Consider the following 25114-nt stretch of genomic DNA (forward strand, 5'->3'; position numbering starts at 1 on the left):
CCCCCACGCTAACCGGCCCCGCGGACATACCCCCAAGGGCGGGTGGGGGCACCCGAGTGGTCGGCCCCTCTACTCGATCAGCTGGCGGCCGTCGCGTTGGGCGGTACAGCTGCCGCGGAAGGTGCAGCGGGTGCAGCCGTCGCCCTGGGTGGGGACGAAGCGTTCGGCGAGGACGCGGCCGGCGGCGTCCGCGAGCAGGTCCTCGATCCAGGGCTCGCCGTCGGGCGGGGCCTGCTGCTGGACCTTGGGAGCCTCCTTGTCGGTCTTCCCGGGTTCGCGGAGGTGGACGAGTTCGGCCCCGCCGGAGGCGATCCCCGTCGGGACGCCCGGCAGCCCGTCGAGCGCGCCGTTGCGGACGGCGAGCTGGTAGACGGCGAGCTGCTTGTGCTCGGGGAGGGACTTCTCGGTGGGGATCTGCTTGCCGGTCTTGAAGTCGACGACGTAGGCGCGGCCGACCGCGTCCTGCTCGATCCGGTCCATGGACCCGCGGATGCGGACGGCAACGCCGCCGACGGTGAGGGTGAGGTCGAAGCCGTGCTCGGTGGCGACGGTGGTGCGGCCGCGTTCGAGGACGTGCCAGTGCAGGAAGCGTTCGAGGGCGGCGCGGGCCTCGGTCTTCTCCTGGTGGGACTTCCAGGGGGCGTCGAAGGCGAGGGCGTCCCAGACGGTGTCGAGGCGTTCCATGAGGACGGCAAGGTCGGCGGGGGTGCGGCCGGAGCCGACCTCGTCGGCGAGGGCGTGCAGGACGTTGCCGAAGCCCTGGGCGGCACTGGCGGTGCCGGCGGCCCGGACGTCCTTGTCGAGGAACCACTGGAGGGCGCAGCTGTCGAGCTGTTCGAGGCCGCTGCCGGAGAGCCGGACGGGCGTGTCCGGGGAGCGCAGCGGTTCGGGGGCGGCGGTCTGGTCGTGCAGGCCCCACCAGCGGTCGGGGTGGGCGGCGGGGACGAGCGGGGCGCCGTCCTCGTCGGCGGCCTCGGCGAGGCGGGCGAGCCGCTCGGCGGCGGCGCGGCGCAGTGCGGGCGAGCGGGCCGGGTCGACGGTGACGGCGCGGAGCTCGGCGACCAGGGCGGCGACGGCGAGCGGGCGGCGCGGACGGTGGGTGACGTCGGCGACGGTCACCTGCGGGCTGCGGGAGCGGACCTTGCCGGTCTGCGGGTCGAGCTCCTCGCGGTAGAGCTCGCGCAGGAAGCGGGAGGGTTCGTCGCCGTCCTCGGCGGGCGCCTTGACGGCGGTGACGATCAGCCGGTCCTTGGCGCGGGTGGCGGCGGTGTAGAAGAGGCGGCGTTCCTCGCCGAGGAGGGCGGCCGGGGAGAGCGGTTCGGCGAGGCCGTCGCGGCCGATCCGGTCGGCCTCCAGCAGGGAGCCGCGGCGGCGCAGGTCGGGCCAGAGGCCCTCCTGGACGCCGGCGACGACGACCAGGCGCCACTCCAGCCCCTTGGAGCGGTGGGCGGTCATCAGCCGGACGGCCTCGGGGCGGACGGTGCGCACCGTGAGGGTGTCGGCCGCGATGTCCTGGGCCTCCAGTTCGGCGAGGAACTCGAGCGCGCTGCGGTGGCCGGCGGCCTGCTCCTCGGCGCGGGCGGCGGTCTCGAAGAGGGCGCAGAGCGCGTCGAGGTCGCGGTCGGCGTTGCGGGCGGCGGCGCCGCCGCGCAGGGCGGCGCGCTCCAGGCGTTCGCGCCAGCGGCGGCTGCCGTCCCAGAGTGCCCAGAGGGCGTCCTCGGCGCTGCCGCCGCCGGCGAGCAGTTCGCGGACCTTGCGGAGCAGGACGCCGAGGTCGCGGGCGCGGCGGGCGTACGCCGGGTCCATGGCGACGAGGCGCTCGGGTTCGGCGAGGGCCTCGCGGATCAGTTCCTCGGCGGGCCGGACGGCGCTCTGCCCGCCGCTGCCGCGCAGGGCGGCGCGTTCCTCCTCACGCAGGGCGCGGCCGAGCCGGCGCAGGTCGGAGCCGTCGAGACCGCCGAGCGGGCCGGTGAGCAGGGTGTGCGCGAGGTCGGGGGTGAGCCGGTCGAGGGGTTCGGCGCAGGTGCGCAGGGCGAGCAGCAGTGGGGTGACGGCGGGTTCCTCGCGCAGCGGCAGGTCGTCGCCGTCGATCTCCAGCGGGACGCCGGCCGCGGACAGTGCCCGCCGGACACCGGGGATGGAGCGGGCGCCGGCCCGGACGAGGACGGCCATCTCGCCCCAGGGCACGCCGTCCTCCAGGTGGGCGCGGCGCAGCAGGTCGGCGATCGAGTCGAGCTCGGTGCCGGGGGTCGGGTAGGTGTACACCTCGACCCGGCCGCCCTCGCGGGAGGGCAGCAGGGCCCGGTGCTGGGCGAGCTTCTCGGCGGGCAGCCGGCCCATCGGCATCCGGCGGGCGAGTTCCCGGGTGGCGGCGAGCAGGACGGCGCCGGAGCGGCGGGAGACCCGCAGCACCTTGACCTCGGCGGGCCGGCCGTCGGCCTGCCGGAAGGTCTGCGGGAAGTCGAGGATGCCGTTGATGTCGGCACCGCGGAAGGCGTAGATCGACTGGTCGGGGTCGCCGACCGCGACGAGGTCGCGTCCGCCGCCGGCGAGCCGGCGCAGCAGCCGGACCTGGGAGGGGTCGGTGTCCTGGTACTCGTCGACGAAGACCACGTCGTAGCGGCGGGCGAGCTGCTCGGCGGCCTCGGGGCGTTCGGCGAGCAGCACGGCGCGGTGCACCAGCTCGGCGTAGTCGAGGACGCCGCGCAGGTCGAGGACGTCGAGGTAGTCGGCGAGGAAGTGGGCGGCGGCGGCCCAGTCGGGCCGCTGGACGCCCTCGGCGAAGCGGGCCAGTTCGGCCTCGCCGAGGCCGAGCTCGCGGCTGCGGGCGAGCACGGCGCGGACCTCGTCGGCGAAGCCGCGGGTGGTGAGGCAGGCGCGCAGGTCGAGCGGCCAGGAGATGCGGCCGGTGCCGTCGCGGGCGTCCTCGGCGCCGCCGGCGAGCAGCTCGCGGACCATGACGTCCTGCTCGGGGCCGGAGAGCAGGCGCAGCGGCTCGGCGGCGTCCTCCTGCTCCTGGTGCTCGCGGAGCAGGGCGTAGCAGAAGGAGTGGAAGGTGGTGGCCTGCGGTGCGGCGCCGGCGGCGCCGATCCGGGCGGTCATCCGGTCGCGGAGCTCCATGGCCGCCTTGCGGCTGAAGGTGAGGACGAGGATCCGCTCGGGGTCGGTGCCGGCCGCGATCCGCCGGGCGACCGCCTCGACGAGGGTGGTGGTCTTGCCGGTGCCGGGGCCGGCGAGGACCAGCAGCGGCCCGCCGGCATGCTCGGCCACCGCGCGCTGGAACGTGTCCAGGACGGGCGTGGCGGGCTGTGCGAGCGGGCTGCGCACCAGGCGGAAGGGGGAGGTCACTGCTGTCCAGGCGGTTGTGCGGCGGTCGTGCGGTCGTACGGGGCGCGGCGGCCGGACAAGGGCCGCCGGGCGGTGTCGGGGGTGGGAGTGTCCGCACCGAGCCTACGATCCTGCACCGACAACCCCGGCCCGCGCACCCCTTTCACGGAACGGCCCGGCCGTGCGGGCGGTCCGGTCAGGCGCCGTCCCAGCGGGCCCGCCGCAGGTCGACCCGCGGTTCGCCGCCGACCTCGCGCAGCGGGGTGCCCTCGGCCCGGTACTCGGGCAGCGCGCGGTGCTCGTGGCCGGGCAGCGGCCGGCCGTCGGCACGGATCACCCGCCACCAGGGGACTCCGCCGCCGTACAGTGACATGACCCGGCCGACCTGGCGCGGGCCGCCCTGGCCGAGGTACTCGGCGACGTCGCCGTACGTCATGACCCGGCCGGGCGGGATGCGCTCGGTGAGGTCGAGCACGGCCTCGGCGAAGGGCGGCAGCGCACCGTCGTCGGGCCCGGTGTCGGAACTGGTGTCGGAGTGCTGCGGCATTTCTCCCCATCCGGTCGATTCCTGGGCCCCGTGCGGGCGGTCCGCCGCGCCCGATCGGGCCCCTGTCCCACACGAGGAGCCGCGGCATGGCAGCATCTTCGGGGCAGAACGTGGGTGATACGAGGACAAGCCAGATGACGGGGACGGCAGACGTGAACGTGGACAAGGGCTCCGACGAGTCCGCCACCGACCGGTCTGCGGGCCCCGAACCCGAACCGCCGACAGTCTCCCCGCAGCGGCAGGCACCGGGCAAGGACGGGAGCCCGCACGACGGCCCCGCACCGGAGGCCGACGCCCCCGCGCCCGACGAGCCGACCGGCGAGCACCTGGCGGTGGACGAACCGCTGCTCGCGGCCCGCGCCCACCGACCGTCCGACCTGCTGCGCTTCCTGGCGGGCGTGCTCGGCATCATCGCGGTCTTCGTGCTCGCCCAGGTCGCCGTGTCGACGACCACCGGCATCGAGACGGACATCTCCTCCAATGCCGACAAGGTGCCCGGCATGCTGTCCACGATCGCGGCGCTGGGCTCCAGCGTGGCGGTGCTGGCGGTGCCGCTGGCCTTCGCGGTGGAGCGGCTGATCAAGCGGGACGGCCTGCGGGTCGCCGACGGCGTCCTCGCCTCGGTGCTGGCCTACGGCGTCTCGCTGGGCATCGACTGGTGGGTCGCGGCGGGCGCACCGCAGGCGATCCGGGACGCCCTGACCCAGCCGCCGCCCGGCGGCGGCGACACGCTCACCGACCCGGTGCACGGCTACCTGGCGCCGGTGATCGCCTACATGACGGCCGTCGGCATGTCGAGCCGCCCGCGCTGGCGGGTGGCGCTGTGGGTGGTGGTCGTCCTCAGCGGCGCCACCGAGCTGATCAGCGGCTACACCACGCCGCTGTCGCTGCTGCTCACGGTGCTGATCGGCTGGTCGGTGGCGTACGGCACGCTGTACGCGATCGGCTCGCCGAACATCCGGCCCACCGGCAAGCACCTGATGATCGGGCTGCGCAAGGTCGGCTTCACCCCGTCCGGCGCGCACCGCGCCCCCGACGCCCCGGGCGAGACCCGCCGCTACCTCGTCACCCAGTACGAGGGCCCGCTGCTGGACGTCCACATCATCGACCGCGAGCAGCAGGCCTCCGGCTTCTTCTACCGGGCCTGGCGGCGGATAAGGCTGCGCTCGGTGGCGGTGCGCCGCAGCCCGCAGTCGCTGCGCCAGGCGCTGGAGCAGGAGGCGCTGATCGCCTACGCGGCCGCCGCCTCCGGGGCCCGCGCCCCGCAGCTGGTGGCGACCTCCGAGCTCGGCCCGGACGCCGCGATCCTGGTCTACGAGAACGTGGCCGGCCGCACCCTCGACGAGCTCGCCGACGACGAGATCACCGACGACCTGATGGCCTCGCTCTGGGAGTCGGTCGCCGCCCTGCACGAGCGCCGCATCGCACACCGCCGGCTCACCGGCGAGTCGCTGCTGGTCGTCGACGAGAAGACCGGCTGTCTGGTGAACCTCTCCGGCGGCGACATCGCGGCGGGCGACCTGACGCTGCGCATCGACATCGCCCAGCTGCTCACCACCTTCGCGCTGCGGCTCGGCCCGGAGCGCTCGGTGGACATCGCCAACCGGGTGCTGGGCGCGGACCGGGTGGCCTCCGCGCTGCCGCTGCTGCAGCCGGTCGGCCTGAGCCGCTCCACCCGGATCGACCTGCAGCGCATGACCAAGGAGCGCAAGGCGGCCGCCCAGGCCCTGGCGCTGGAGCAGGTGGCCGCCGGCGAGCGCACCCAGGAGCAGGCCGAGGAGGACATCGCGGCGGCCGGCGAGGACCTGCTGAGCCGGATCCGCCGGCAGATCCTGCAGATCGCCCCGGAGGCGCCGCTCGCCCCGGCCAAACTGGAACGGCTCAAGCCGAAGACCCTGATCATGGTCATCGCGTTGACCTTCGCCGCCTACCTGGCGCTGACCACCATCCAGCCGGGCCAGCTCAAGCTCTCCCAGATGGACTGGGGCTGGGCCGCCGTGGCCCTCGCGGCCGCGGCCGCGACGTACGGCGCCGCGGCGATGAGCCTCACCGGCTTCGTCCCGGAGAAACTTCCGTTCGGGCGGACGGTCGCCGCCCAGCTCGCCGGCTCCTTCGTGAAGCTGGTCGCGCCGGCCGCGATCGGCGGCATCGCGCTCAACACCCGCTACCTGCAGAAGACCGGCATCCGCTCCGGCCAGGCGGTCGCCAGCGTCGGCGCCTCACAGCTGGCCGGCCTCGCCGGGCACCTGCTCCTGCTGTTCAGCTTCGGCCTGATCACCGGGACGCAGAAGAACGGTGACCTCGGCGCCTCCCGCGCGGTGATCATCGGCGTGCTGTCGGCCGCGGTGTTGGCCCTGGTGGTGGCGGCGGTGGCACCGCTGCGCCGCTTCGTGGTGACCCGGGTCCGCTCGCTGTTCTTCGGCGTCGTCCCGCGGATGCTCGACCTGATGCAGACGCCGAGCAAGCTGGTCACCGGCTTCGGCGGCATCCTGCTGCTGACGCTCTCCTTCACCGCCTGCCTGTACGCCTCGGTGCGGGCCTTCGGCGGCGAGATGAGCTACTCGGCGGTGGCGGTGGTCTTCCTGACCGCGAACGCGGCCGGTTCGGCGATCCCCACCCCGGGCGGCATCGGCCCGGTCGAGATCGCCCTGATCGGTGCGCTGACGGTCGGCAACGTGCCGCCCTCCGCGGCCACCCCGGCGGTGTTCCTCTACCGTCTGCTGACCTTCTGGCTGCCGGTGCTGCCCGGCTGGATCTCCTACAACGTGCTGCAGCGCAGGAACGCGCTCTGAGGCCGCACACACCGACGGAAGGGCCCGCCCGGCGTACTGCCGGGCGGGCCCTTCCGTCGGTGTGCTTGCTCGGGACTAGTAGATCGGCTTCTCGGGCTCGATCTGGTTGACCCAGCCGATCACGCCGCCGCCCAGGTGGACGGCGTCGGCGAAGCCCGCCGACTTGAGGACGGCCAGCACCTCGGCCGAGCGGACGCCCGTCTTGCAGTGCAGCACGATCTTCTTGTCCTGCGGCATCCGCTCCAGCGCGGTGCCCATCAGGAACTCGCCCTTGGGGATCAGCGTCGCGCCGGGGATGCTGACGATCTCGTACTCGTTGGGCTCGCGGACGTCGACCAGGAAGATGTTCTCCTCGTCGTCCAGCCACTCCTTGAGCTGCTTCGAGGTGATGGTGGAGCCCGCGGCCGCGGCCTGGGCCTCCTCCGACACGACGCCGCAGAAGGCCTCGTAGTCGATCAGCTCGGTGACGGTCGGGTTGTCGCCGCAGAGCGCGCAGTTCGGGTCCTTGCGGACCTTGACCGAGCGGTACTGCATCTCCAGGGCGTCGTAGATCATCAGGCGGCCGACCAGCGGCTCGCCGACACCGGCGAGCAGCTTGATGGCCTCGGTGACCTGGATCGAGCCGATCGAGGCGCAGAGCACGCCCAGCACGCCGCCCTCGGCGCAGGAGGGCACCATGCCCGGCGGCGGGGCCTCCGGGTACAGGCAGCGGTAGCAGGGGCCGTGCTCGGCCCAGAAGACGCTGGCCTGGCCGTCGAACCGGTAGATCGAGCCCCAGACGTACGGCTTGCCGAGCAGCACCGCGGCGTCGTTCACCAGGTAGCGGGTGGCGAAGTTGTCGGTGCCGTCCACGATCAGGTCGTAGCCGGAGAAGATCTCCATGACGTTGGAGTTGTCGAGCCGGTCCTCGTGGAGGATCACGTCGACGTAGGGGTTGATCTCCTTGACGGAGTCGCGGGCGGACTCGGCCTTGGAGCGGCCCACGTCGGACTGGCCGTGGATGATCTGGCGCTGCAGGTTCGACTCGTCCACCGTGTCGAACTCGACGATGCCGAGCGTGCCGACGCCGGCCGCGGCCAGGTACATCAGGGCGGGCGAGCCCAGGCCGCCCGCGCCGACACAGAGCACCTTCGCGTTCTTCAGCCGCTTCTGCCCGTCCATGCCCACGTCGGGGATGATCAGGTGGCGGGAGTACCGGCGGACCTCGTCGACGGTGAGCTCGGCGGCCGGCTCGACCAGGGGTGGCAGCGACACGGGGACTCCGATGGTCGTCAGTTCGTAGGGCTTTGCTGTGCCAACAGTGTCACGCGCCACCGGTATTCCGAGACAGCAGGTCCGCCATGTGAGATGGCCGACACCGGATGCCGAGATGGCCGGGCGATCGCACGTCGCCGCTGGTCACACGGCATCCGGGGCCTTTCGGACGGATCAGACCCGGCAGGCGGTTTCGAGCCAAACGTCGCCCAGGGACTCCTCCAGCGGCACCTGCGTCCGCCATCCGAGACGGTCACGGGCGGTCCTGACGTCCGCCTGGCGCCACGGCACGGGCTCCGGAAGCGGCCTCGGCTCGCCCGCCCGGTGGTGCTCCCCGCCCTGGCTCGGCACCAGTGCGGGGCGGCCGTCCTCGGCCACGATCCCCTCGAAACCCGAGGCCCGGACGAGCAGGTGCGCCGCGTCCCGGGCGCGCACCGCGTGCCCGCTGCCGATGTTGATCACGCCGGTGGCGGCCGACACCGCGGCCGCCTGGACGGCCCGGGCAACGTCCCGCACATCGACGAAATCCCGGTATCCGGACAGGTCCGGCATCCGCACCTGCAGCTCGTCGTGGACCAGCGCCCGCCGCAGCCCGTCCGCCAGCCGTCCGAACAGCGAGGCCGGCGGAGCACCCGGACCGACCACGTCGAAGACCCGCAGCACCGCGGCGTCCAGCCCGGAGGCCAGCACCAGCTCGGTGCCGGCCAGCTTGGACACCCCGTACGGGCCGACCGGCCGGGGCTCGGTGCCCTCCCCGATCGGCGCGCCGGGCTGCATCGGCCCGTACTCGGCGGCCGAGCCGATGTGCACCAGCCGGGCGGGCTCCCGGCTGCGCCGGATCGCCTCGCAGACGGTGGCCACCGCCAGCGTGTTGGCGCGGATCAGCGTCCGCGAGCTGCCGTAGGTGGCGCCCGCGCAGTTGATCACCACCTGCGGGGCGACCGCGTCCAGGAACCGGGACAGCGCGCCGGGGCTGCCCGCGGTCAGGTCGAAGCGGATGTCGGCCGAGTCCCGCCGGCCGAGCACGGCGACCTGGAGGTCGGGCTCGACGAGCAGGCGGTCGGCGACCCGGCGGCCGATGAAGCCGTCGGCGCCCAGCAGCAGCACCCTCATCGGGGGTGTCCTTCCACGAGGCCCGGCCGCAGAAGGCCGGGCGGGACTACGGATGCGTACGGATGGCGAGCGGGCGGGCCCGGTCAGTCCCCCGGCGGGCCGCCGTCGGACTCCGCTCGGCAGGCCCGAGGGCTGCCGAGGACCAGCCACGTGTACGGCGCCAGCACCGCGGCGGCCGCGGCGCAGAGCACCAGGTGCACGGCCGGAGCGGCGGTCGGCAGCAGCGACAGCACGGCGCCGACGGCAGCCGGGCCAGCCACCGCGACGGTCGTCCGGCCGCCGCGCAGCAGCACCGCCACGAGCAGCAGCAGCACGGCGAGCACGGCCTGCACCGGCCCGGCGGCGGCCGGCACGTCCCCGGCGGGCAGCGCGGCGGCGGCCAGGCCGGCCGCGGCGAACTGCGCGCCGACCGCGACCGGCAGCAGGGGCCGCATCCGGGCCCGGTACTCGGCCTCGGTCGGGGCGGTGGCCAGGTGCCGCCGGCCGGCGTCCCGCAGCCGCCGGGAGGCCAGGTCGGCGGCGCCCGCGGCGAGGGCGAGGACGGTGGCCGGGCCGAGGCCGCCCGCCGCGGCGGGGGCGATCAGCAGGCCCGCGGCGAGCCCGTAGCCGGCCCGGGCCGTCGGGGCGGCCGCCGGCGCGGCCAGGGTGAGCCAGCCGACCGCGAGCAGCGCGGCCGGGACGGCCGCGACCGGGCCGACCACCTGGGCCAGCCAGGGGACGGCGGCCAGCAGCCCGGCGGCCGGGAGGTGCAGGGCGGCGGTGCCGAGCGCGCGGGCGGTGTCCGGGCCCCAGGGCGCGGCGGGCGCGGCCGGGGCGGGCGGCTCCGGGCGGCGCTCCACCCGGGCGTACAGCTCCTCGGCGAGCGAGAAGACGTCGGCGTGCCGGTAGCGGGCCGCCGCGGTGTCGGAGAGCCCCACGTCCTCCAGCCCTGCGGCGATGTCCAGCGGGTCGACGGCCTGCTCGCAGAGCCGCCGGTGGTCGGCCATCAGCGCCCGGACGGGGTCGCCGGACGGTGCCGGGGCGCGGCCGGGCCGGCTCACCGGCTCGCCTCCGCGAGTGCGCCGGGGGCGGCCCGGCCGTCGTCCGGGGCGGGCCCGTCCTGTGGGTGCGGGTCCGGGTCGCCGGCGGTCGGCGCGGCCGGGGTCTCGCGGCTGGTCTGCGGGGCGGGCACCGGCGCACCGGCGACCCAGTACTCGGCGGGGCGGGCGAAGGGTCGCATCCGCTCGGCCGCGGCCGGGAAGGCCGGCCAGCGGGAGACCAGCTCCAGGTAGATCTCGCGGAAGGCGGCGGCCTCCGGCTCCAGGGCGAAGCGCTCCTGGGCGCGCAGCCGGCCGGCCAGCCCGAGCCGGCCGCGCCGCTCCTCGTCGGTGAGCAGGGCGAGGCAGGCGTCGGCCAGCGCACGCGGGCTGCGCGGCGGGACGACCAGCCCGGCCGGGCCGACCACCTCGGGGACGACCCCGACCTCGGTGGCGATCACCGCGCGGCCGCTGAGCATCGCGTCGGCGAGCAGCCTCGGGCTGCGCTGGGAGAGCGCGGTGAAGACGACGGCGCTGCCGGCCGCCCAGGCGTCGGCGGTGGCGGGCGGACGGCCGGCGAAGTCGACGGCCGCGTCGACGCCGAGCTTGCGGGCGATGGACCGGCAGTGCGCCAGGTAGCCGGGGGCGGCCTCCTCGCCGTACATCCGCAGCCGGGCGGCGGGGAGTTCGGCGCGCACCCGGGCGAAGGCGTGCAGCATCAGCTCCGGGTCGCGGCCGGGCTCCAGCGCGCCCGCCCACACCAGGGTGGGTCGCTCGGGCTCGGCCCCGGCCGGCGGCCGGCCCGACTCGGGGGTGGACTCGTGGACGACCCGGATGCGCTCCGGGGCGGCGCCGCAGCGCTCCTGCCAGCGCCGGTCGTAGCCGCTGCCGGGGGTGAGCACCGCGGCCTGCCGGTACGTCTCGGCGGTGAGCTGCCGGAAGAAGGCCAGCAGCAGGGCGCGCACCGGCCAGCGGTAGGGGGCGGTGCGGTAGCCGCGGTACTGCTCGCGCAGGTGCAGGCCGTGCTCGGTGAGCACGAAGGGCACGCCGTGCACGTGCTTGGCGACCAGGGCGGGCAGCACGGCCGGGCCGCCGCCGGCGACGTGGCAGAGGTCGGCGGAGCCGAGGCCGCTCGGGCCGGTGCCGTACCAGGGGGCGGAGAGCGGGCGGAGCAACTGCTCCAGCAGGTCGCCGGCGACCAGGACGTCGCGGACCAGCGGCTGGCCGGCGGCGGTCTCGGCGCCGGGCGCCCGCCAGACCCGCTCCAGGGTGCGGTGGGCCTGGCCAGAGGCGAGGAAGGCGGGCAGCGCGCCGTCCTCCCGGGCGAGTTCGGCGAGGCGGTACAGCGCGGGCCCGAAGCGGACGCGCTCGGCGGGGCGGACGAGCGAGCGGACGAGGTCCTCGTAGGCGGATCCGTAGGCACGGCGGCGGTGCGCGGTGGGCCGCCCACCGGCCGGGCGGCGGCCCCATATCGGCAGCTCGTGGACGGCGAGCAGACCGCGCGGAGGCACGCCGGCGAAGTCGCCGCCGTCTCCGGAGCCGAGCAGGTAGAGCTGGAACTCGTGCTCGGCCAGCGCGCCGGCGAGTCGGCCGCACCAGCCGCCTCCCGTGCGCTGGGCGACGGAGAGGTTGCCCTCGGTGAGCAGAGCGATGCGCACGACGACCTCCGGAGCGGTGCGATGGACCTGGATGGGACGCCGACGGGACAGGGAGCCTGATCACCCGGTGACAGCACTGCTCGGAAAGCCGGCGACGGCACCCGCCGCACGGCCGGCACGGGCCGTTCTGGGCCCGGTGCCGGCTGCCACTCCCCCACACCTGTTCGGTCGGACAGCACGAAGGTAGAGCGGATCGCCGACAACTCCCGGAGCGCCCGCCGCCATGCCACCTGATCGAGTGAAAGGCCGTGACCTGCCGCCGCCCGCCGCGTTGTACGGGGCGTTCGGGGCCGTCGCGCGCGCCCGCGCGCGGCGTCGTCCGCGGTCCGGTCCTACGAGGTCAGGGCCTCCGGTCAGGCCTCGACGAGCAACTCCCGGACGGCCCGGGCGACCTGCTTGGGGTGCTCCATCATCGCGACGTGCCCGGAGTCGGGCAGCACCAGCAGTCGGGCGTCGGGGAAGGCCTCGCAGGCCCGCTTCGCGGAGCGGTAGGAGACGAGCTTGTCCTTCAGCCCGTACACCAGCAGGACGGGCGCCCGGACGTGTGCGGCCTGCCGCCAGAGCGCCTGTTCGCCGCGCTCGGTGTAGGCGGAGACGATGCCGCGGGCCGAGCCGATGCTGGCCTGCAGCGCGTACGGCAGCCCGAGCCTGCGGCGGTACTCGGCGACGGCGCGGTCCCGGCGGTCGGCGGGGATGCCGTCGACGTCGGCGTAGACCAGCCGCAGCAGTTCCTCGGTGGCCTGCTCGGCGTTCGTGCCGCGGGTGGCGGCCCGGCGGCGCAGCAGCGCGGGCACGCCGGGGACGGCGAGCGCGGCGGTCGGCCAGGCACTGACCTGCGGCGGCAGTTCGGGCAGCGCCGGGGAGATCAGGGTGAGGCTGCGGACCAGGTCGGGGCGGAGGGCGGCGAGGCGGACGGAGACGGCGCCGCCGAGCGAGTTGCCGAAGAGGTGGACGGGGCCGCGGCCGGACTTCTCCAGGTAGCCGATCACCGCGCGGACGTGGCCGTTGAGGGTGAGGTTGCCGTCCTGCGGCGGCGCGGACCAGCCGAAGCCGGGGAGGTCGATCGCCTCGCCGGAGACCTCGCCGGCGAGCTCGGCCATGAGGTCGGTCCAGTTGTCCGCGGAGCCGCCGAGGCCGTGCACGAAGAGCGCGGGCGGCAGGCCGTCCGCCTCCGCGGGGATGCGCGGCCCGACCGCGAGCACCGCACCCGGGACCTCGACCGTGCGGTGGGGACCGGGATCGCTCTGCACCTGCTGATCAGCGCTCATGAGGCACGATCGTAGTGAGCCGGGGCGCCGTTTCCCCAGTGCCCGGGCCCGTCTCACCCTGTGGACCGGGCGTACGCGGGTCGTATTGTGGGCTCCCGACAAGCGGGTTTCTGCGCTTTACTCGGCTTTCCCAGGCGCAGATCCGGTTACCGAAAAGTAGACTCGGGGCCTGCCGGAGACGCCCAGATCGTGAAGTGAGGACCGCCGTGACGGCCATCCAGGAGGCGCAGGAGCGTCCGCGCGGTGCCCGACTGCCGCGAAGCGCCCGCCGTGAACAGCTGCTCGGAGCCGCTCAGGAGGTGTTCGTCGCGCAGGGCTACCACGCCGCTGCGATGGACGACATCGCCGACCGCGCCGGGGTCAGCAAGCCGGTGCTGTACCAGCACTTCCCCGGCAAGCTGGAGCTCTACCTCGCGCTGCTGGACAAGCACTGCGACGCGCTCGTCGACGCCACCCGCCAGGCGCTCGAGGCGACCACCGACAACAAGCACCGCGTCGCCGCGACCATGGAGGCGTACTTCCACTACGTCTCCAGCGAGTCGGGCGCGTTCCGGCTGGTCTTCGAGTCGGACCTGACGAACGAGCCGGCCGTCCGCGAGCGGGTGGAGCGCGCCTCCGACCTGAGCGCGACGCTGGTCAGCAAGGTGATCGCCGAGGACACCGATCTGCCGGAGGCCGAGTCCAAGCTGCTGGCCGCGGGCGTCTGCGGGCTGGCCCAGATCACCGCGCGCTACTGGCTCTCGCAGGGCCGGGAGATCCCGCGCGACGAGGCCGTCCGGCTGGTGGCCAGCCTGGCCTGGCGCGGACTGAAGGGCTTCCCGATGCACGCCGCCGACGGCGAGCGCCCGGCGGCCGGCGAGTAGCGATCGCCGGACCTTCGCCGCATGGCGCGGCCGGTGCTCTAAGGTGAAGCCGTACGGCGCGGCGACCTCGGACGACAGTTCGAACAATGCGCGTGGATGGCTGCAACCCGGAGGGACGGAACCCGTGGAGGTCAAGATCGGCGTGCAGAACGCGCCCCGAGAGATCGTTCTCGAGAGCCCGCAGACTGCCGACGAGGTCGAGGGTGCCGTCGCCAAGGCGCTGGAGGGCACCTCCAAGCTGCTGGTGCTGGCCGACGAGCACGGCCGCCGCATCATCGTCCCGGCCGAGCGCCTGGCGTACGTGGAGATCGGCGAGCCCGCCGTCCGCAAGGTCGGTTTCGGCACGCTCTGACCCGAGACACCGCCCGCAGGGCGACCGGCGCCCCGTCCTCCCCGTGAGGGCGGGGCGCCGCGGTGTTCCCGGGGCCCACCGGGCGTCCGGCGGGCCGGGGCCGGGCGGGGGAGTTCACCCGCCGAGCGCGTACGCACCGGCCGCCCCGGGTATGGGCCCGGGCGAGGCACGCGCCGTACGACCCGGGAGGCCGCCCCGTGCTGGTGGAGACCATCGCCTACACGCTCATCGGCCTGGCCGTGGGGGCCGGCGCGCTGGCCCTGTTTCCCGCGTACTTCCCGGCCGCCCGCAGCCTGACGGTCTCCACCGCCGTGGTCGCGGCGCTGCTCTCCGGGCTGGTCTCGCGCTACGCGCTGAACGAGCAGGCGCCGGGCGCCTCGCTGGCGCTCAGCGCGATCTGCTCGGCGCTGCTGGTCTCGGTGCTGGCCCGGCCCGACCTGATCGACCGCTCGGGCGGCCACCGCCCCCGCCGGCACCGGCCGGCCTGAAGGCGCCGCCGGCCCCGGACGGGGGACGACGGCGACGGCGACAGTGGCGGCGGCTAGGAGGCGAGGCCGAGGGCCGCCATCCGACGGGTGTGGGCCTCGGTGATGCGGGTGAACATCTTGCCGACCTCGACCAGGTCGAAGCCCTGGACGCCGGACCCGCCGACCAGCAGGTTGGAGAGCGCGTCGCGCTCCGCCACCACCCGCTGGGCCTGGCTGAGCGCCTCGCCCATCAGCCGGCGGCCCCACAGCGCGAGGCGGCCGCCGACCCGCGGGTCCTCCTCGATGGCCTGCCGCACCCGCTCCACGGCGAACTCGGCGTGCCCGGTGTCGGCCATCACCTTCAGCACCAGCTCGCGGGTGTCGTCGTCCAGCCGGACGGCCACCTCGCGGTAGAAGTCGGTGGCGATCGCGTCGCCCACGTACGCCTTGACCAGGCCCTCCAGCCAGTCGGACGGCGCCGTCAGCCGGTGGAAGGCCTCCAGCGGCTCCACGAACGGGGTCATCACCTCGGTCGGGTCCGCCCCGACCTCGGTCAGCCGGTCGTGCAGCTGCTGGTAGTGCTGGAACTCCGCGGACGCCATCCGGGCCAGCGCGGCCTTGTCGACCAGGGCGGGCGCGAACTTCGCGTCCTCCGCCAGCCGCTCGAACGCGCTCAGTTCGCCGTAGGCCAGTGCGCCGAGCAGGTCGAGCACCGCGGCCCGGTAGCCCGGGTCGGCCGAGCAGGCCGCCCAGTCGCCGATCGAGGTGACATCGCCAGATTCCTGAGACTCCATGGCTCGCCACCCTAGCCGGGCCGGTCGGGAACGGAGTAAGGCGCGTCACGTGTTCGAGTGGTCGCGCCCCTGTATGGTGGTAGTGAGGCCTGGTGTGATCGCGCGGCCCGCCACTGGTGGCAGGCCGCGCAGACGTGCACAGCACAGACATCGCACGGACACCGCATCCGGCCCTCACGTACGCGGATGCCCGGTCGGAGAGCCGATCGGCTCCGACCTTGGCCCGGACTTCGGGCCCAGGCACCGCATCAGTGGCCGAGCGAGGGCCGCCGCGGACCGCGCCGCCCGGCGCAGGTCCCGCGCCAGCCCCTCACGGGAATCCTCCCCGGCGCCGCCGACGACGCCCCGCGACGGGGCGCCCGCCAGCCGCCCAGGGGCGGGCGCGGTTGTGCGTCCCGACGCAGTCGCAGGGCCGAAGGCCCCGAACGCGCGACGGGCCGCCCGCTGCACCTGACTCGCTCTCGGCCCCCACCATGGAAGAGGCAGCACCCTGTCCACCACCGAGACCCCCAAGACCACTTTCCGGGATCTGGGCATCCTTCCGGAGACCGCCGAGGCCCTCGAGTCCGTCGGTATCGTCCACCCCTTCCCGATCCAGGAGATGACCCTGCCGGTCGCGCTGACCGGCCACGACGTCATCGGCCAGGCCAAGACCGGCACCGGCAAGACCCTCGGCTTCGGCCTCCCCCTCATCGAGCGGGTGGTCGTGCGCGCAGACGTGGACGCCGGCCGCGCCACCGAGGACGACCTCTCCGAGAGCCCGCAGGCGCTCATCGTGGTGCCCACCCGCGAGCTGTGCACCCAGGTCACCAACGACCTGCAGACCGCCGGCAAGGTCCGCAACGTCCGCGTCCTCGCGGTCTACGGCGGCCGCGCCTACGAGCCGCAGGTCGAGGCGCTGCAGAAGGGCGTCGACATCGTCGTCGGCACCCCGGGCCGCCTGCTCGACCTGGCCGGCCAGCGCAAGCTGGACCTCTCCAAGGTCCGCTCGCTGGTCCTCGACGAGGCCGACGAGATGCTCGACCTGGGCTTCCTCCCGGACGTCGAGAAGATCATCACCATGCTGCCCGCCAAGCGGCAGACCCTGCTCTTCTCGGCCACCATGCCGGGCCAGGTCATCAGCCTCGCCCGCCGCTACATGAGCCAGCCGACGCACATCCGGGCCGCCGCGCCGGACGACACCGGCGCCACCGTCGCCAACATCGAGCAGCACATCTTCCGTGCGCACTCGCTCGACAAGGTGGAGCTGGTCTCGCGGATCCTGCAGGCCGACGGCCGCGGGCTGGCGATGATCTTCTGCCGGACCAAGCGCACCGCCGCCGACGTCGCCGAGCAGCTCACCAAGCGCGGCTTCGCGGCCGGCGCCGTCCACGGCGACCTCGGCCAGGGCGCCCGCGAGCAGGCCCTGCGGGCCTTCCGCAACGGCAAGGTCGACGTGCTGGTCTGCACCGACGTCGCGGCCCGCGGCATCGACGTCGAGGGCGTCACCCACGTCATCAACTACCAGTGCACCGACGACGAGAAGACCTACCTGCACCGCATCGGCCGCACCGGCCGGGCCGGCGCCTCCGGCACCGCGGTCACCCTGGTCGACTGGGACGACATCCCGCGCTGGCAGCTGATCAACAAGGCGCTGGACCTGCCGTTCAACGAGCCGGAGGAGACCTACTCCACCTCGGCCCACCTGTACGAGCTGCTCCGGATCGCCCCGGGCACCAAGGGTGTCCTGCCGCGCTCCGAGCGCACCCGCGCCGGCCTGGACGCGGAGGAGGTCGAGGACCTCGGCGAGACCGGAGGACGCGGCTCCCGCGGCCGCGGCGGCCGTTCGGCGGCCCCCGCCGCCCCGGCCGCCGAGCCGGCCGAGAAGCCGGCCCGCCGCAACCGTGAGCGCCGCCGCACCCGCGGCGGTGCGAGCGCGGCGGAGGCCGCCACCGCCGAGGCCGTGGCTCCCGCCGCACCCGCCGCACCCGTCGAGGGGGAGGGCGATGCGGCTCCGCGTCGCCGTCGCCGTCGCACCCGCGGCGCAGCCGATGACGCTGCCGCTCCGGTGCAGGCCGCGGGCGCCGTCGCCGTCGCGGTGGAGGCCCCGGCCGAGCCGGCGGCCGCCGAGACCGTGCCGGCGCCGCGTCGGCGGACCCGCACCGCGGCCGCCAAGCCGGCCGCCGAGGTCGCCGAGGTCGGCGAGGCTCCGGCCGCCGAGGCCGTCGCGACCACGCCGGCCCCGCGGCGACGGACCCGCAAGGCCGCCGCCACCGCCCCCGAGGCGGGTGCGGAGACCGCTGCCCCCGAGGCGGCCGCGGACGGCGAGGCGGCTCCGCGTCGCCGGACCCGCGCCCGGCGCCCGGCGGCCACCGCCGAGGCCGTCCAGGAGAGCTGAGACACCCCGCACCGGAGGGCGGGCCCGCACGATCGGGCCCGCCCTCCGGCATGCCCGGACGCGGCTCCCCACCCCGGGGCTGCCCGCCCCTGCGGGCCTGTTCTCCTGGCGGGGGTCGGGCGCCCTAAGCTCGGAGGACGAATCCACTTGCGCCGTCTGGAGCCCTTCGCGATGAGCACTCCGCAGTTCCTGACCCTGCCCGGCTGTGCCCGTGCGCTGCGGCTGGAGACCGCGCGCGGCGAGTTCGCCGCGCTGCTGGCCGAGCCGGCGGGGGCGGTGCGGGGCACGGCCCTGCTGGTGCCCGGGTTCACCGGCAGCAAGGAGGACTTCATCGCGCTGCTGGAGCCGCTGGCGGCGGCCGGCTGGCGGGTGGCGGCGGTCGACCAGCGCGGCCAGCACGAGACGGGCGGCCCGGCCGACCCGGAGGCGTACCGGATCGGGGAGCTGGCCCGGGACGTGCGGGCGCTGTCGGCGGTGCTGGCCGACCGCGGGCCGCTGCACCTGCTCGGCCATTCGTTCGGCGGGCAGGTGGTGCGGGAGGCCGTGCTGGACGTCCGCGGGCCGCTGCCCTGGCAGTCGCTGACCCTGCTGTCCTCCGGGCCCGGCGCCATCGACCCGGCCGAGGCGGCCCGCACCAAGCTGCTGCTGGACGTGCTGCCGGCGATGGACCTGGAGGCGATCTGGCAGGTCATGAAGCAGATGGAGGAGGGCAGCGGGGCCGGTCCCGCGCCGCGGCCGGAGATCGCCGAGTTCCTGCACCGCCGGTGGGTGTCGAACGTGCCGCAGGCGCTGGCCGCGATGGGCGAGCACCTGGTGGCGGCGCCGGACCGGGTCGCCGAGCTCGCCGCGGTGCCGCTGCCGGTCCAGGTGGTGTCGGGTGTGCGCGACTACGCCTGGCCGGTCGAGGAGCAGGCCGCGATGGCCCGGCGCCTGGGCGCCCCGTACACCGCGGTGCCTGACGCCGGGCACTCCCCCAACGCCGAGCAGCCCGCCGCGACGGCCGCCGCGCTGGCCGCCTTCTGGGCCTGACCTCGCCCTTCCGGGCCTGACCCCGCCGTGCCCGCCCGGCCCGGCGGGTAAAGCACGGGACAAAATTCTTTAGCTCGGGTAATATTTGACTCTGTCCGGGAATCGTTGCGCCACGAGCCCCGTTGCCCTTCACGGCGGTAAGCGCCGAAACCAGGACTTTACGGACGGGCAACCGGTAGGAATCAGCGGTGCTGCACTGTGGACCCATGAGGCACTGTCGCCTCGGTCGCGCAGGCCGCACGGCGCGCGAGGGGGGACCATGCGAGCAGCAGCAGCCGGACGACAGACCCAGCAGGAGCCGGCCGACGACCCCGTGGTCGGCGGCCTGCCGCAGCCGCCGCGCCCCACGGGGCGAGGAAGGGAGAGGCCCATGCGTTTCGAGATCCTCCGACTGGACGACGCCTCCGGTGTCGCCACCGACCGACTGATCGTGGACGCCGACACCGTCGGCCAGTACGTGAAGGATGCCGCCGCGACCGGCGAGCGCCTGTACATCCGGCCGTGCAAGAACGTGTGAGCGGCGGCGGACCGGCCTCCGCCGGGTCCGACGCCCCGAGATCGCACTGACGCCCCGTCATCCCCGAGTGTGGACGACGGGGCGTCAGTGCGTCCCCGTGGCACCCGGTGCGACCAGGGTGGTGTTTGCCGCCGCCCGGGACGGGACATTTCCCAACGGGGCCGCACAGCCCCGACGCGAGGCACCCCGTACGGGTGATCGTCCTTGACGCGGCGGTCCGGAGGGAGGAGCGTTGTCGGCTATGAGGGGCGAGCCCAGCTGCCCGAGGTGCGCCGGTCGGGTCCGCGCCCCCGGTCTCTTCTCCGACACCTGGCAGTGCGACCAGCACGGTGCGGTCCACCCGATGCAGCCGGTGCTGCCGCCCAGCGTCGAAGCCCTGAACGTCGCCGTGGCCCGCTCGCAGGTCCCGGTCTGGCTGCCGTGGCCGCTGCCGGTCGGCTGGCTGTTCACCGGGATCGCGCACGTCGGTGACGACCTCTCGGGTGCCCGGGCGACGGCCGTCGCCTGCGCCGGCCCGGCCCCGCTCGGCGGGTTCGGCGAGCTGGTCCTCGTCGCGGAGGAGCTGGGGGTCGGCCTCGGCGCCCGCTACGCCGGGCTGGACGGCCCCGACCCCGGCGAGACCGTCTCGCTGTACAAGCCGGCCGACGCCAAGCTGATGGCGGCCGGCCGCCCGACACCGATGTTCCACGTGCCCGACGCGCCGGTCGACCGCGCGGTGTACGTCGGCGAGGCCCGCGGGCTCTGGCTCTGGGCGGTCGCCTGGCCCGAGCAGTCGGCACTGCTGATGCACGACGAGCTCGTCCTCACCGACCTCCGGGACGCCGGCGCGGAGCTCGGCCTGCTGCCCTGCGGCGCGCTGACCCCCCGCCTGCTGGGCTGAGCCGCCCGGCCGCCCCCACCGCGGGCGGTTTGCCGCCCGGGCCCCGGCGGCCGGGGCTGGCGCACTAGGCTGGGCCGGGCCAGCACCAGCCCCGACCGGCCCCTGGAGCCTCTCCCGTGCGCATCGACCTGCACGCCCACAGCAACGCCTCCGACGGCACCGACAGCCCGGCCGAGCTGGTCGCTGCGGCCGTCGCGGCCGGGCTGGACGTGGTCGCCCTGACCGACCACGACACGGTGGCCGGGCACGCCGAGGCGGCCGAGGCCGTCCGCGGCACCGGCCTGACGCTGGTGCCGGGCGCCGAACTCTCCTGCCACGTCGACGGCATCAGCATGCATCTGCTGGCGTACCTCTTCGACCCGGCGGAGCCGGCCTTCGCCGCCGAGCGGGAGCTGGTCCGCACGGACCGGTTCCGGCGCGGCCGGGCGATCGTGGAGCGCTGCCGCGAGCTGGGCGCGCCGATCAGCTGGGAGCAGGTCGAGCGGATCGCCGGTTCCGGCTCGGTGGGCCGCCCGCACATCGCCAGCGCCCTGGTCGAGGCGGGCGTGGTGGCCACGGTCTCCGACGCCTTCACCGCCGAGTGGCTGGCCAACGGCGGCCGGGCGGACGTCCGCAAGCACGAGACGGACCCGGTCACCGCCGTCCGGCTGGTGCGGGCGGCGGGCGGCGTCCCGGTGTTCGCGCACCCGGGCGCGGTCAAGCGCGGCCGCACCGTCTCCGACCGGGTGATCGCCGATCTGGCGGCGGCCGGCCTCGGCGGCCTGGAGGTCGACCACACCGACCACGACGAGCCGACCCGGGACCACCTGCGCGGCCTGGCCGCCGAACTGGGCCTGTTCACCACCGGCTCCTCGGACTACCACGGGCACCGCAAGACCGTCCGGCTGGGCGAGTACACCACCGACCCGGCCGCGTACGAGCGGTTGCTCGGCCAGGCGACCGGCGCGGCACCGATCAAGGGCTGACCCCGCCCGCGATCGGATCGGCGACCCTCGGCAGGCGCGCCGCGGCGGCACGGAACGGTCCACAACCGGACAATTCACCCATGGATGTCAGGGTGTTCGGGTCGCTGTTCGTGACCCTGTTCGTGATCATGGACCCGCCGGGCACCATCCCGATCTTCCTGGCGCTCACCTCGGGGCGGACGCACCGGGTGCAGCGGCGGATGGCCTGGCAGGCGGCGCTGGTCGCGCTCGGGGTGATCACCTGCTTCGGACTGTTCGGCCAGCAGATCCTCGACTACCTGCACGTGTCGATCCCCGCGCTGCAGGTGTCCGGCGGCATCCTGCTGCTGCTCATCGCGCTGGACCTGCTGACCGGCAAGATCGAGGAGCCGACCCAGACCAAGGACGTCAACGTGGCGCTCGTGCCGCTGGGGACACCGCTGCTGGCCGGCCCGGGCGCGATCGTCGCGGTGATCCTCGCGGTGCAGACGGCGGACCGCGCCGCGCAGTACGCGGCGGTGTGGGCGGCCATCGTGGCGATCCACGTGGTGCTCTGGCTGACGATGCGGTTCTCGCTGGTGATCATCCGCATCATCAAGGACGGCGGTGTGGTTCTCATCACACGCCTGTCCGGCCTGCTGCTGTCGGCGATCGCGGTGCAGCTGGTCGCGAACGGCGTCTTCGCCTTCATCGCCTCCTACACCTGACCGCCCGTCGGCCGGGCCCCGGTCAGTCCAGCGGGACGCCCCGGCGGTTCGGGTCGCGCAGGTCGGTGCCGTACCGCAGCCAGCGCTCCTCGAGCGCGGCGGCGCCCTGCACCCGCTTGTGCGCGGCCTCGTTCGGGGTCATCGGGAGCAGCGGCAGGAAGCGCACCGGCTCGGCCGGTTCGGCGAGTTCGACGTCCTCGACCAGGCCGCCCGGTTCGGCCACCAGGACGGAGGTGAACGGTGCGCCCTCCCACAGCGGGGAGCCGAGGTCGAGCGAGCCGCCGGGGGCCACCACCAGGCCTTCGACCTGCGGCGTCGCGGCGAAGGTGGCGAGCGCGCGGAGCACGTCGTCGCGCCCTTCGCGGACGGTGAGCACCAACTCGGCGCGGGGCCCGCGCACCGGGTCGGCGACCGCCGCGGTGGGATCGGCCATCGGGCTCACGGCCATGCCGAGGGTGGCGTAGCGGACGAGTCCGTCGGCGTCCGGGCCGAAGCGCAGCACCTCGATCCGCTCGGTGCCGAGGAAGGTGACCGAGGCCCGGCCGCTGCTCTCGCCGAAGGTGGTGAGCAGGCGCGCCTCGACGGCTGCCAGCACGGCCGCGCGGGTGAGTTCCGCGGAGCCGCCGGAGGAGTCGGAGAAGTCGCCGAACAGCGGGAAGTCGTGGGCCATGCACGCGACCTTAGCGCCCGGGGAGTTGTCGGTTCGCGCACACCCCGGCGGCGGCACGCCGACAACTGTTAGTGTGGGGGGCTGGCTACCGGGGATGCTGATCCTCGGGGCCGCGGCATGAAGGAGGTGGTTGCGGTGGATACCAGCCGACCATGCAGTACCGGCAGCTCTGCCCGGCCTGTCCTTCTCCGCCGCACCCACCCCTGACGAGGTAGTTGAGGCGGCGTCACACCCGGCCGGGAGAGCACCTTCCCGGGAGCCGAGGCGCCCAAACCGAACTCTCGCCGATTCGCGGCGGATTCTTGGTGAGCGCCGGCGCGGCCCGGGACGTCCATCGGTGTTCCTCGCCGTCGCACCACGGCCGTCACCGCCTGCCGTGCGGCGGTTCCTGCCTCAGGAGCCTGCCATGTCGATGATCAACAACCTGCGTGCGGCCGTTCGTCCGCACCGCCGCCGCGACACCTCCTTCGACGCCCTCCGCCCGGGCCACGCCCCGTCGGCCGTGGTCGACTGCGCCGTCTACCAGGGCGGCAAGCGGGTCGGCGAGAGCTGCAGCCCGCGCGAGGCCGTGGCGCGGGTCAAGCTGTGCCGTCAGCAGGACACCGGGTCGTTCAGCTGGATCGGTCTGCACGAGCCCACCGAGGCCGAGTTCGAGGGCATCGCGCAGCGCTTCGGCCTGCACCCGCTGGCCGTCGAGGACGCGGTGCACGCGCACCAGCGGCCCAAGGTCGAGCGGTACGACGACGTGCTGTTCGCGGTCTTCAAGACGATCCGCTACGTCGAGCACGACCAGCTCACCCCGACCAGTGAGGTCGTGGAGACGGGCGAGCTCATGGTCTTCGTCGGCCAGGACTTCGTCATCACCGTCCGGCACGGCGGCCACGGTTCGCTGAAGGAGCTGCGGCGCCGACTGGAGGGCGACGCCGATGGTGCCGGCCTGCTGGCCAAGGGCCCGTCCGCGGTGCTGCACGCGATCGCCGACCACGTGGTCGACAACTACCTGCTGGTCGCGGACCGGCTGCAGAACGACGTCGACGAGGTGGAGTTCGACGTCTTCACGGCCAAGGCCGGCCGCGGCGCCGATGTCGGCCGGGTGTACCAGCTCAAGCGCGAGGTGCTGGAGTTCAAGCGGGCGGTGGCGCCGCTGCTGCGTCCGATGCAGCTGCTCTCCGAGCCGATCCAGCGGCTGATCGACCCGGACATCCAGAAGTACTTCCGTGACGTCGCCGACCACCTGGCCCGGGTCACCGAGCAGGTGCACGGCTTCGACGAGCTGCTGAACTCGCTGCTCCAGGCCAACCTGGCGCAGGTGTCGGTGGCGCAGAACGAGGACATGCGCAAGATCACCGCCTGGGCGGCGATCTTCGCGGTGCCGACCATGATCACCGGCATCTACGGCATGAACTTCGACTACATGCCGGAGCTGCACCACAAGTACGGCTATCCGATGGTGCTGGGCAGCGTCGTGGTGATCTGCATCGCCATGTACCGCGGGTTCCGGCGCAACGGGTGGCTCTGACGCCCGGTCGGACCGGGGCGTCCCGGCCCGTGGTCAGCCGCGCCCGTCGCGGCCGCCCCGGGCGACCAGCACCAGCCCCAGCAGGATCAGGCCGACCGCCGGGTACGCGGCCACCGGCGGCCACTGGCCGAGCCAGACGGCCGCGATCAGGGCCGCGCCCGGGGTCTCCAGCAGGATCGCCGTCGAGGTGACCGAGGGGCCCAGGGTGCGGACGACCCGGTTGCTCAGCGAGTGGCCGAGCAGCTGGGCGGCCACCATCAGCAGCACGATCTGCCACCAGACCCCGGCCGGCCAGCCCGAGAGCGGGGTGCCGGCCACCAGGCAGACGCCGAGCAGGGCGATTGCCGTGGTGGTGTAGCAGACCAGGGTGTAGGCGGTGGTGCTGACGGTCCGCCGGACCTCGGCGCCGAGCAGCACGTAGCCCGCGGCGGCGGCGCCCGCGCCGAGCGCCAGCGCGTCGCCGAGCAGCGCCCGCGGGGAGAGCGACAGGTCGACGCCGGTGAGCACCAGCACGCCCGCGAAGGCGACCGCCACACCGATCCGCACCAGCCGCGGCGCCCGCTCGCCCATCAGCCGCAGCAGCAGGATGGTCCACAGCGGGGTGGTGGTGACCAGCGCGGTCGCCGAGGCCACCGAGGTCATCCGCAGGCTGGGCATCCAGAGCGCGAAGTGCACGGCCAGCAGCACGCCGGCGGCGACGGCGAGCAGCAGCGCCCGCCGGCCGATGCCGCGCAGCTCGGTGCGGTGCCGCAGCAGCGCGTACGGGCCGAGGACGCCGACCGACATGAAGTTGCGCCAGAAGGCGATGGCCAGCGGCGGGGCGGCGGTCGCGCTGATCAGCGGGGCGGAGAGCGAGATGCCGGCGATCGAGACGGCGAGCAGCATCAGGTCCAGCCGCGGCAGCGCGGGCCGGCCCGGGGCGGGGGCGGGACGGAGCTCCGCGGGGGCGGCGGTGGCGGCGGGCCGGGCGGACACGGCTCTCCTTCGAACGGACGGGTGCGACCGTCCTACCGTAAGGCC

At 74.7% G+C, this 25114-nt stretch carries 21 protein-coding genes; 11 read left to right on the plus strand and 10 right to left on the minus strand.

Going from position 1 to position 25114, the window contains the following annotated elements; genetic code table 11:
- Positions 1-69: 69 nt before the first annotated feature.
- On the minus strand, positions 70-3348 hold the full coding sequence (locus AB0P35_RS11570) for an ATP-dependent DNA helicase (protein ID WP_363509540.1): 3279 nt from the start codon (positions 3346-3348) through the stop codon (positions 70-72).
- Between the two features lie 175 nt (positions 3349-3523).
- Positions 3524-3874 (minus strand): MGMT family protein, encoded by a 351-nt coding sequence (locus AB0P35_RS11575; protein WP_095873277.1) that lies wholly within the window; start codon positions 3872-3874, stop codon positions 3524-3526.
- 134 nt (positions 3875-4008) lie between these two features.
- Here AB0P35_RS11575 and AB0P35_RS11580 point away from each other — a divergent pair, with 134 nt between their 5' ends.
- Positions 4009-6666, plus strand: a complete 2658-nt coding sequence (locus tag AB0P35_RS11580) for a lysylphosphatidylglycerol synthase transmembrane domain-containing protein (RefSeq protein ID WP_363509543.1) — start codon at positions 4009-4011, stop codon at positions 6664-6666.
- A 75-nt stretch (positions 6667-6741) separates the two neighbouring features.
- Here AB0P35_RS11580 and moeZ read toward each other — a convergent pair whose 3' ends face one another.
- The 5 genes from moeZ to AB0P35_RS11605 all read right to left on the minus strand — a co-directional run bounded on the left by moeZ (position 6742) and on the right by AB0P35_RS11605 (position 12975).
- Positions 6742-7920 carry an adenylyltransferase/sulfurtransferase MoeZ gene (gene moeZ, locus AB0P35_RS11585; RefSeq protein WP_095873278.1) on the minus strand — a complete coding sequence of 393 codons (1179 nt, stop codon included), beginning with the start codon at positions 7918-7920 and terminating at the stop codon, positions 6742-6744.
- 174 nt (positions 7921-8094) lie between these two features.
- Positions 8095-9033, minus strand: a complete 939-nt coding sequence (locus AB0P35_RS11590) for an NAD(P)-dependent oxidoreductase (RefSeq protein WP_095873279.1) — start codon at positions 9031-9033, stop codon at positions 8095-8097.
- Positions 9034-9116: 83 nt separating this feature from the next.
- A complete protein-coding gene (locus tag AB0P35_RS11595) occupies positions 9117-10073 on the minus strand; it encodes a hypothetical protein (RefSeq protein ID WP_363509545.1) in 957 nt (318 codons plus the stop codon).
- Complete coding sequence (locus AB0P35_RS11600) at positions 10070-11707, minus strand: DUF3492 domain-containing protein (RefSeq protein ID WP_363509547.1); 1638 nt, start codon at positions 11705-11707, stop codon at positions 10070-10072. The genes AB0P35_RS11595 and AB0P35_RS11600 overlap by 4 nt, the downstream gene beginning before the upstream one ends.
- Positions 11708-12060: 353 nt before the next feature.
- Entirely contained in the window at positions 12061-12975 is a 915-nt protein-coding gene (locus tag AB0P35_RS11605) for an alpha/beta hydrolase (RefSeq protein ID WP_363509549.1), read from the minus strand.
- A 206-nt stretch (positions 12976-13181) separates the two neighbouring features.
- Between AB0P35_RS11605 and AB0P35_RS11610 the strand changes: the two genes are divergently transcribed.
- From AB0P35_RS11610 to AB0P35_RS11620, 3 genes are all read left to right on the plus strand, one after another.
- Positions 13182-13838, plus strand: coding sequence for a TetR/AcrR family transcriptional regulator (locus tag AB0P35_RS11610; RefSeq protein ID WP_095873283.1), 657 nt, complete (start codon positions 13182-13184; stop codon positions 13836-13838).
- A gap of 124 nt (positions 13839-13962) precedes the next feature.
- Positions 13963-14190 (plus strand): DUF3107 domain-containing protein, encoded by a 228-nt coding sequence (locus AB0P35_RS11615; RefSeq protein ID WP_095873284.1) that lies wholly within the window; start codon positions 13963-13965, stop codon positions 14188-14190.
- 197 nt (positions 14191-14387) lie between these two features.
- Entirely contained in the window at positions 14388-14678 is a 291-nt protein-coding gene (locus AB0P35_RS11620; RefSeq protein ID WP_363509551.1) for a hypothetical protein, read from the plus strand.
- Positions 14679-14731: 53 nt separating this feature from the next.
- On the opposite strand, the gene AB0P35_RS11625 is transcribed toward AB0P35_RS11620, so the two are convergent.
- Positions 14732-15451, minus strand: a complete 720-nt coding sequence (locus AB0P35_RS11625) for a ferritin-like fold-containing protein (RefSeq protein ID WP_363509553.1) — start codon at positions 15449-15451, stop codon at positions 14732-14734.
- Between the two features lie 601 nt (positions 15452-16052).
- Here AB0P35_RS11625 and AB0P35_RS11630 point away from each other — a divergent pair.
- From AB0P35_RS11630 to AB0P35_RS11655, 6 genes are all read left to right on the plus strand, one after another.
- Complete coding sequence (locus AB0P35_RS11630; protein WP_363509555.1) at positions 16053-17828, plus strand: DEAD/DEAH box helicase; 1776 nt, start codon at positions 16053-16055, stop codon at positions 17826-17828.
- 171 nt (positions 17829-17999) lie between these two features.
- Positions 18000-18857, plus strand: a complete 858-nt coding sequence (locus AB0P35_RS11635) for an alpha/beta hydrolase (protein WP_363509557.1) — start codon at positions 18000-18002, stop codon at positions 18855-18857.
- A 370-nt stretch (positions 18858-19227) separates the two neighbouring features.
- Positions 19228-19374 carry a hypothetical protein gene (locus AB0P35_RS11640; protein ID WP_095873289.1) on the plus strand — a complete coding sequence of 49 codons (147 nt, stop codon included), beginning with the start codon at positions 19228-19230 and terminating at the stop codon, positions 19372-19374.
- Positions 19375-19615: 241 nt separating this feature from the next.
- Positions 19616-20254, plus strand: coding sequence for a DUF6758 family protein (locus AB0P35_RS11645; protein WP_095873290.1), 639 nt, complete (start codon positions 19616-19618; stop codon positions 20252-20254).
- A 116-nt stretch (positions 20255-20370) separates the two neighbouring features.
- A complete protein-coding gene (locus AB0P35_RS11650; protein ID WP_095873291.1) occupies positions 20371-21219 on the plus strand; it encodes a PHP domain-containing protein in 849 nt (282 codons plus the stop codon).
- A gap of 80 nt (positions 21220-21299) precedes the next feature.
- Positions 21300-21905, plus strand: coding sequence for a MarC family protein (locus AB0P35_RS11655; RefSeq protein ID WP_363509560.1), 606 nt, complete (start codon positions 21300-21302; stop codon positions 21903-21905).
- A gap of 22 nt (positions 21906-21927) precedes the next feature.
- Here AB0P35_RS11655 and AB0P35_RS11660 read toward each other — a convergent pair whose 3' ends face one another.
- Positions 21928-22575 carry a suppressor of fused domain protein gene (locus AB0P35_RS11660; protein ID WP_095873293.1) on the minus strand — a complete coding sequence of 216 codons (648 nt, stop codon included), beginning with the start codon at positions 22573-22575 and terminating at the stop codon, positions 21928-21930.
- Positions 22576-22981: 406 nt separating this feature from the next.
- Here AB0P35_RS11660 and corA point away from each other — a divergent pair, with 406 nt between their 5' ends.
- Positions 22982-24094 carry a magnesium/cobalt transporter CorA gene (gene corA, locus AB0P35_RS11665; RefSeq protein ID WP_095873294.1) on the plus strand — a complete coding sequence of 371 codons (1113 nt, stop codon included), beginning with the start codon at positions 22982-22984 and terminating at the stop codon, positions 24092-24094.
- A 33-nt stretch (positions 24095-24127) separates the two neighbouring features.
- Here corA and AB0P35_RS11670 read toward each other — a convergent pair whose 3' ends face one another.
- On the minus strand, positions 24128-24979 hold the full coding sequence (locus AB0P35_RS11670) for a DMT family transporter (RefSeq protein ID WP_363509619.1): 852 nt from the start codon (positions 24977-24979) through the stop codon (positions 24128-24130).
- Positions 24980-25114 lie beyond the last annotated feature (135 nt).

The organism is Kitasatospora sp. NPDC085879, assembly GCF_040686255.1.
In the GTDB taxonomy this organism is placed as follows: Bacteria; Actinomycetota; Actinomycetes; order Streptomycetales; family Streptomycetaceae; genus Kitasatospora.